We start from the raw sequence: 8,900 nt of genomic DNA, 5'->3' as shown, positions 1-8,900 counted from the left end.
AATAATGCCCTTAATGGAGTCTCCAAAATGAGTTCTACATTCACTCAAGTTAACTCGCAATCTTCTTTTGAAAAACGGCCACTGCGCTCCTTAGTCTTCATTGACTCCGGCGTGGAAGATTACGAGTCACTTACAGCGGGAGTGCTGCCCGGACAGCAGGTAGTAATACTCGACAGCACCAAAAACGGCATCGAACAAATCACCTCGGAGATGGAAAAATATGCCTCTACTAACGGGGCGATAGACTCGGTTCACATTATTTCTCACGGCAGTTCTGGCAGCCTACAATTAGGCAATACCGCTCTGGGTTCAGATAACATAGAGCAATACAAAAGCCAGTTGCAAAAGTGGCAAACTTTACTAGCCCCACAAGCAGACATCATGCTGTACGGCTGCGATGTAGCAGGCGGTACAGGTGCTAATTTCGCCGCTCGATTCAGCCAATTAACCGGGGCTGACGTTGCGGCATCGACCAACACAACCGGCAGCGGCGGCGACTGGAATTTAGAATTTGCTAGGGGTAAAATTGAATCTCCCTTAGCCTTGCAGCCAGAGGCTATGGCTAGTTACCGAGGTGATTTAGCTACGATCGTAGTAGCCAACAATAGCGATAGCGGGCCCGGTTCATTAAGAGCTGCGATCGCCACCGCTGTTGCCGGCGATACAATTACCTTCGCTCCAGGTTTAGGCGCCCAAACCATTACCCTCACCAGCGGTCAACTCGATATTCCCGCTGGCAAAAACATTACCATTGACGGCGCTGCTGCACCCGGTGTAACAATCAGCGGCAACAATGCTTCGCGGGTAATCCGCACAGGAGGTTCGACTAATGTCACTCTAAAAAACCTGATTGTTGCCAACGGCAAAGTTTCTGGAACCGATCCGAATAATGAGGCAACTAGCGCCGGTGGTGGTATTCAAACAGGAGGTAGCAGCACTTTAACTTTAGAAAATTGCCAAGTCAATAATAATGTTGCCGGTTTTGGTGGTGGCATTTACACGGGTTTCCGCAGCACGACAAATGTAATTAACACCAAGTTTAGCGGCAATGATGGTTCGCTAGCGGACAATACCGAACGCGGTGGCGGCGCGATCGCCACTAAAAGCGGCGGTGTTTTGACTATCAGAGATAGCGAATTTACCAACAACAAAGGCAGCTACGGCGGTGCTGTTAACAACCTGTTGGGCAGCATGACGATCGAAAATTCTAAATTCACCGGCAACCGCACAGAGAAAGGCGTCGGCGGGGCAGTTTACGTCGATGGCGCTAATGCCTCCGGGCCGAATGCAACCCCCGGTCCCGTTGCAGGAACTATTGCTATCCGCAACAGCGTTTTTGATGGCAATATCGGAGCCAGAGAAGGAGGAGCGGGATTTTTATTTGGCTATCTTCAAGATAAGATAGTTTTGGAAAATAGCACTTTTGTTAACAATAAAGCTGTTAAGGATCTAGCAGGAGTTGGAGGTTCTGGAGGCGCAATTCGTCACGGAAATGTGGATCTGACGGTAACAAACTCTACTTTTGCTAATAACCAAGCTGAAGATAATGGGGGCGGTTTGTGGTCAGGAGATAATGGAAATATCAGCATTGTCAACAGTACATTTTCCGGCAACAGCGCTGCTAAGCAGGGCGGAGCAATGCTTGTCGCTAACAGAGATTCCTTTTCGACTAACATCGTCAATTCGACTTTTGCTAAGAATACCGCTGAATATTCGGGAGGTATTGCTGCTTTTAACGACCCTGTGAAATCGCCAATTACTGTCAAAAATTCGATTTTTGATAGGAATACCGCAAGTAATCCTTTTAAAAATAGGCAGCACACTGGACGGGAACTCATCGATGGGGGAAACAATCTTCAATTTCCCGCTAAACTCACGACGGGAGATCCTAATGATAATAATGTTACGGCAAGTGTCAGGATCGCAGACCCCTTACTCGGCCCTTTGGAAAATATTAACGGCGCTTTTGTGCTGCCGCTGCTAACAGGAAGTCCGGCAATTGATACGGGTATTGGTGCGGGCGCGCCGGCGGAGGATCAGCGCGGTGTGAGTCGCCCTCAAGATGGTGATAATAACGGAAGTGCGATCGTTGATATTGGCGCTTACGAATTTAACGCTACACTCACGCCGACTCCAACTCCGACGCCAACTCCGACGCCCACTCCCACTCCCACTCCGACGCCCACTCCCACGCCCACTCCCACTCCCACGCCCGAACCGACACCCACGCCCACACCCGAACCGACACCCACGCCTACACCCGAACCGACACCCACTCCCACGCCCGAACCGACACCCACGCCCACCCCAACTCCGGCGGTAGATGATTGCCTACTCAATAGCCTCAACGCCCCGCAACTAGATCCTGCCACCATCACCCCCAACCCCGTCCAACAAACTATCAACGGCGGCGACACTACCGATTTCATCATGGGCGGTGGCATCAACGACTCAATTAACGGACAAGCCGGCAACGATACTCTCTACGGCATGGGCGGCAATGACAACATTGACGGCGCAGCAGATAACGACTCAATCTTCGGCAATGGAGGCAGCGATTTCCTATCGGGCGACGCTGGCAACGATACCATCTACGCTGGCAAAGATCCTGATACTGTTGTTGGTGGTGAGGGCGAGGACTTGTTGAGGGGAGATTTAGGCAATGATACAGTTGCCGGCGGCGTTGGCAACGACAGCATTTTCGGCGGTAAAGATGACGATATCTTGCTGGGTGAAGATGGTGACGACTACATTTTAGGCAACTTAGGAAATGACACAATTAATGCTGGAAATGGCAACGATATTGCCTTTGGCAATGAAGGTGCAGACCTGATTTTTGGTGAGTCGGGACATGACACGCTGTACGGAGGCAAAGAAAACGACAGTCTCGATGGCGGTGAGGGCAACGACTTGCTGTTGGGTGGCAATGAAAACGATGTGCTCTGTGGCGACATCGGTAACGATACCATCTACGGCGGCAAAGGTAATGATATTCTCAGCGGTGGCAGCGGTGCCGATTTCCTTTCCGGGGATGTTGGGGACGATACATTGACTGGTGGTTCGGGAAATGATGTGTTTTTCCTCAATCAAAGTGTGGGTAGCGACATCATTAATGATTTCCGCAAGGGAGAGGATTTAATAGGGTTGAATACTGGTTTGAGTTTTAATCAACTCAGTATTACTTCCAGCAACAATCAAACTTTGATTACTGTGACGGACACCAATCAATTGTTGGCGAAGCTTAACAATATTACCCCCGGTATTCTCACCGCTACCGATTTCACTCAGGTAACACTCTAACTGCCTGGGATAGGGTGCGCTATAAGCAGCCACCCCGCTTAGAAGTGGTGAAGAAAGCTCTCAAACTCCTGAAATTTGGTGGATGACGTTAGCGCAGCCCGCCGGGGGCTACGCCAACGAATAGGATCGCTCGATCTGATTATTTGCAACAGCGATCGGTAATAAATCTTGTTTATTGCCGATCGCCCACACCTAGAATGAGGCACATCCGTTTATTGCACTCCTGATCTGGCTAGCCATCAGCAGCGCCCGAATAAAACCAGTTTTTTCAGCCACTAAACTTCTGATTTTGGGGAACTTTTTTTGACACAAAAAAAAGTTAAATTAATCAAATATTTAGGCGATTTTCCTGGTTTTAGCTCAGGTGAATGTATCAGGTACTAGCTAGAGCAATTCTCATAATTTTGGCAGCGCCAAAATTCGTTGATGAATTTGATATGACCAAGGTAGCCAAAGGGTTTGATGCACTATTTCCATCCCTAATGGTGGGCATGGCCAACCTAAACATAGAGGTAGGTTCCCAGTCCCGGACTATTTACATTACATCCTCTGCTCTTAATTGCTAAAAAGCTCGCAATTCTCACACAGCTAAAGCTGATTATGGAGACACTTCGGGGATTAAACTTAGGGATAAAATTAAATTCTTACCTAAATCAATTTTAATTTATCCCATGGAGCACCGAAGTTTTAATTCTGCCTACAGCCTTCTGCATCTCTAGCCTTCTTCTTTCAAGGTGAATCTACCAGCAAATAGTAAACATTCTCATGGGTATGCGAAATGAGTTCAACTTTTGCCACTAACATGGATTCACAATCTGTTCTCCACAATGCTGGTTCTAAATCTATTGTATTCATTTATTCCAACTTAGATGACTATCAAACTCTCGCGGATGGCGTGCTTCCCGGTGCAGAACTCATCATTTTAGATAAAAATGGTAACGGAGTCGAGCAAATTACTGCGAAACTGCAAACAATTTCTGCTGCTGGGGAAACTGTAGACCAAGTTCACATCTTTTCTCACGGCAATTCTGGCAGCTTGCAGCTAGGTTCTGCAACGCTGAATTCGGATAATTTGCCGCAATATGAAAGCCAGTTGCAAGGTTGGCGAAATGCGCTAAGCGACAAAGCAGATATTGTGCTTTATGGTTGCGATGTTGCGGCGGGTTCGGGAAGCGATTTTGTCGATCGCCTGGGCGAGTTAACCGGGGCTGATATTGCGGCATCTAGCGATCGCACTGGCCGCGGTGGTAACTGGAATTTGGAGTTTGCCAAGGGTGATATTGAAGCACCGCTAGCCTTGACTCCAGAAGCAATGGCGGATTACCGAGGGACTTTAAAGACTATTACCGTTACTAACACTAATGATAGCGGGCCGGGTTCATTGAGAGATGCGATCGCCTCCGCAGCAGCCGACGATACCATTCAATTTGAATTGAGTCTTGCTAGCAAAACAATTACTCTCACTTCCGGTCAACTTGTCATCAACAAAAACTTGACAATTGACGCTGTTGGTGCAGCCAATTTAACCATCAGCGGCAACAATACTTCGCGGGTAATCCGCACAGAAGGTGCAACAAATGTCACTCTAAAAAACCTGATTGTTGCCAACGGCAAAGTTTCTGGAACCGATCCGAATAATGAGGCCACTAGCGCCGGTGGTGGCATTCAAACAGGAGGTAGCAGCACTTTAACTTTAGAAAATTGCCAAGTCAATAATAATGTTGCCGGTTTTGGTGGCGGCATTCACACGGGTTTTCGCAGTACGACAAATGTAATTAACAGCAAGTTTAGCGGCAATGACGGTTCGCTAGCAGACAATACCGAACGCGGTGGCGGTGCGATCGCAACCAAAAGCGGGGGTGTTCTGACTATCAGAGATAGCGAATTTACCAACAACAAAGGCAGCTACGGCGGAGCTGTTAATAATTTGTTGGGCAGCATGACGATCGAAAACTCTAAATTTATCGGCAACCGCACAGATAAAGGCGTTGGCGGGGCAGTTTACGTCGATGGCGCTAATGCTTCCGGGCTGAATGCAACCCCCGGCCCTGTTGCCGGAAATATTGCTATTCGCAACAGCATTTTTGACGGCAATATCGGATCGAGAGAAGGAGGCGCAGCCTTTTTGTTTGGTTATCTCCAAGATAAAGTGGTTTTGGAAAATAGCACTTTTATTAATAACCAAGCCGTAAAAAATTTATCAGGTATTGGAGGTTCTGGAGGCGGAGTCCGCCACGGCAACGTCGATTTGACAGTGACAAACTGCACGTTCGCTAATAATAAAGCTGAAGACAACGGCGGCGGTTTGTGGTTCGGAGAAAATGGAAATGTCAGCATTGTCAACAGTACCTTTTCCGGCAACAGTGCTGCTAAGCAGGGCGGGGGAATGGTTGCTGGCAACAGAGATTCTTTTTCGACTAATATCGTCAATTCGACTTTTGCTAAAAATACTGCTGGGGAATATTCGGGAGGTATTGCTACTTTTAACGATGCTGTGAAATCGCCAATTACTGTCAAGAATTCGATTTTTGATAGGAATACCGCCAATAATCCTTTTAAAAATAGGCAGCACACTGGACGGGAGCTCATCGATGGGGGAAACAATCTTCAATTTCCCGCTAAACTGACCGTGGGAGATCCTAATGATAGTAATGTTACGGCAAATGTGACGATCGCAGACCCCTTACTCGGCCCTTTGCAAAATATTAACCGGGCTTTCGTTCTGCCGCTGCTAGCAGGAAGTCCGGCAATTGATACTGGTACTGGTGCGGGCGCGCCGGCGGAGGATCAGCGCGGTGTGAGTCGCCCTCAAGATGGTGATAATAACGGAAGTGCGATCGTTGATATTGGCGCTTACGAATTTAACGCTACACTCACGCCGACTCCAACTCCGACGCCAACTCCGACGCCCACTCCCACTCCCACTCCGACGCCCACTCCCACGCCCACTCCCACTCCCACGCCCGAACCGACACCCACGCCCACACCCGAACCGACACCCACGCCTACACCCGAACCGACACCCACTCCCACGCCCGAACCGACACCCACGCCCACCCCAACTCCGGCGGTAGATGATTGCCTACTCAATAGCCTCAACGCCCCGCAACTAGATCCTGCCACCATCACCCCCAACCCCGTCCAACAAACTATCAACGGCGGCGACACTACCGATTTCATCATGGGCGGTGGCATCAACGACTCAATTAACGGACAAGCCGGCAACGATACTCTCTACGGCATGGGCGGCAATGACAACATTGACGGCGCAGCAGATAACGACTCAATCTTCGGCAATGGAGGCAGCGATTTCCTATCGGGCGACGCTGGCAACGATACCATCTACGCTGGCAAAGATCCTGATACTGTTGTTGGTGGTGAGGGCGAGGACTTGTTGAGGGGAGATTTAGGCAATGATACAGTTGCCGGCGGCGTTGGCAACGACAGCATTTTCGGCGGTAAAGATGACGATATCTTGCTGGGTGAAGATGGTGACGACTACATTTTAGGCAACTTAGGAAATGACACAATTAATGCTGGAAATGGCAACGATATTGCCTTTGGCAATGAAGGTGCAGACCTGATTTTTGGTGAGTCGGGACATGACACGCTGTACGGAGGCAAAGAAAACGACAGTCTCGATGGCGGTGAGGGCAACGACTTGCTGTTGGGTGGCAATGAAAACGATGTGCTCTGTGGCGACATCGGTAACGATACCATCTACGGCGGCAAAGGTAATGATATTCTCAGCGGTGGCAGCGGTGCCGATTTCCTTTCCGGGGATGTTGGGGACGATACATTGACTGGTGGTTCGGGAAATGATGTGTTTTTCCTCAATCAAAGTGTGGGTAGCGACATCATTAATGATTTCCGCAAGGGAGAGGATTTAATAGGGTTGAATACTGGTTTGAGTTTTAATCAACTCAGTATTACTTCCAGCAACAATCAAACTTTGATTACTGTGACGGACACCAATCAATTGTTGGCGAAGCTTAACAATATTACCCCCGGTATTCTCACCGCTACCGATTTCATTACTCTGTAGTTATTATACTAAATCCGGTTTAGCTATACCCTCGATTATTCTGCGTATACTTCGGCGGTTTCAACCGCTACTAAAGAAACGAATTCCGCCTCTGCAGAGTGAGAGATAAAGGGAGTAGTTACGCCGGATTTAGTATTATAGTATAGTTCACTAAAAATTAGCCAAGCATGATAATTATCCTCTAATCTTCTGATGCTATAGCCACACATATTAATCTATTATTCCTAATTAAGCGGACTTAATATTATTCGGTTTTAATCCGATCGCACAAATGTCTATCCTCCTCCTTCACATCGGCATTTGTTCGCAGATAATCCCCCACGCGATCGCACGCATAACCCAGTTCATCAAGTTTGAGAATACGCTCTAGATCCCATAAAATGACTGTGCGATCGTCCCCGGCGGAGGCAATGAGTTTGCCATCGGGACTGAACGCCGCTCCCCAAACGTTCCCTTCATGTCCGGTTAGCGTCGTTATTTCTGTCCCGTCGGTTTTCCAAAGTTTGAGTGCGCCAGTTGAGCCTCCCCCCACCAGCATTTGACCGTTAGGACTGAAATCAACTGCCATCATGCCTCTAGTATTTCCCTGGAGGGTGTTGAGCAACGTGCCATCGATCGTCCAGAGTTTAATCGTGTCATCCCTGCTGGCAGTTGCCAAAGTGCGACCGTCTGGACTGATGGCAACTTCCCAAACAGGGCTGCGATGACCCTCTAGAGTCTTGGAAAACTTACCGTCAAGACTCCACAACCGAGCAGTGCTGTCGCTACTAGCTGAAAGCAGCCTCTGTCCGTCAGGGGTAAAGTCCACATCGTAAACCCTAGCCCGATGCCCTGTGAAAGTTTTCAGTAAAGTGCCGTCCTTGTTCCACAGTTTGACGGTTTTATCGTTGCTAGCAGAAGCCAGTAGCCGACCATCTGGACTTGGGGAGATATCCCAAACTCCAGCTTCATGACCTGTTATGGTTTTCTGCAGCATCCCGTCGAACTGCCAGAATTTAATTGTTTTATCTTCATTAGCGGTAGCAAGGAAAGGTGCGATCGCAGAATTGGCAAAGTTAGCACCAGAGAGGAAAGCAACCGAGTGAACGGCAGTCTCGTTTCCTCCAAAAGACTTCAGCAACCTGCCGTCTCGCGCCCACAGTTTCAAACTGCCATCGGAAGAGGCGGAAGCTAGCATCTGACCTTCGGGGGAGAAATCCACATCCCAAATCGTGCCGCCATGTCCGTAAAGGACTTTCGAGAAGGGGTTTGTCGGGTTCCAGAGTCGGGCGGTATAGTCGTCGCTAGCGGAGACAACCATTTGACTGTTGGGAATAAAAGCAAGCCCGCGAATTCCAGATTGATGCCCTTTGAGGACTTTCAACAGCGTCCCGTCCGGCTTCCAGAGGTTGATAGTTTGGTCGGCGCTGGTGGAAGCAATGAGATCGCCTGCTGTACTGATAGCGACTTCAAACACTTCCGAACTGTGACCGCTAAGAGTTCGTAGCAGGGTTCCGTCTGGTTGCCAGAGTTTGACAGTGTTGTCAGCGCTGGCAGAGATAATGGCGGGACGTTT

General features: G+C 48.9%; 2 protein-coding genes and 1 pseudogene. 2 read left to right on the top strand and 1 reads right to left on the bottom strand.

From position 1 onward, the window contains the following. Nucleotides 1-27: 27 nt before the first annotated feature. Both QUA38_RS23570 and QUA38_RS23565 read left to right on the top strand, forming a co-directional pair. Nucleotides 28-3,300: a DUF4347 domain-containing protein gene (locus QUA38_RS23570; protein ID WP_333166157.1), complete on the top strand. Its 3,273-nt coding sequence runs from the start codon at nucleotides 28-30 to the stop codon at nucleotides 3,298-3,300. A gap of 778 nt (nucleotides 3,301-4,078) precedes the next feature. Beyond that, on the top strand, nucleotides 4,079-7,345 hold the full coding sequence (locus tag QUA38_RS23565; RefSeq protein ID WP_333166156.1) for a DUF4347 domain-containing protein: 3,267 nt from the start codon (nucleotides 4,079-4,081) through the stop codon (nucleotides 7,343-7,345). A 244-nt stretch (nucleotides 7,346-7,589) separates the two neighbouring features. Here QUA38_RS23565 and QUA38_RS23560 read toward each other — a convergent pair. Beyond that, nucleotides 7,590-8,900 (bottom strand): annotated as a pseudogene (locus QUA38_RS23560) (WD40 repeat domain-containing protein); the annotation flags it as partial.

Origin of the sequence: Microcoleus sp. Pol12B4, from assembly GCF_036701385.1 — a bacterium.
Lineage (GTDB): Bacteria > Cyanobacteriota > Cyanobacteriia > Cyanobacteriales > Microcoleaceae > Microcoleus.
This window is presented reverse-complemented; position numbering and strand designations above follow the sequence as displayed.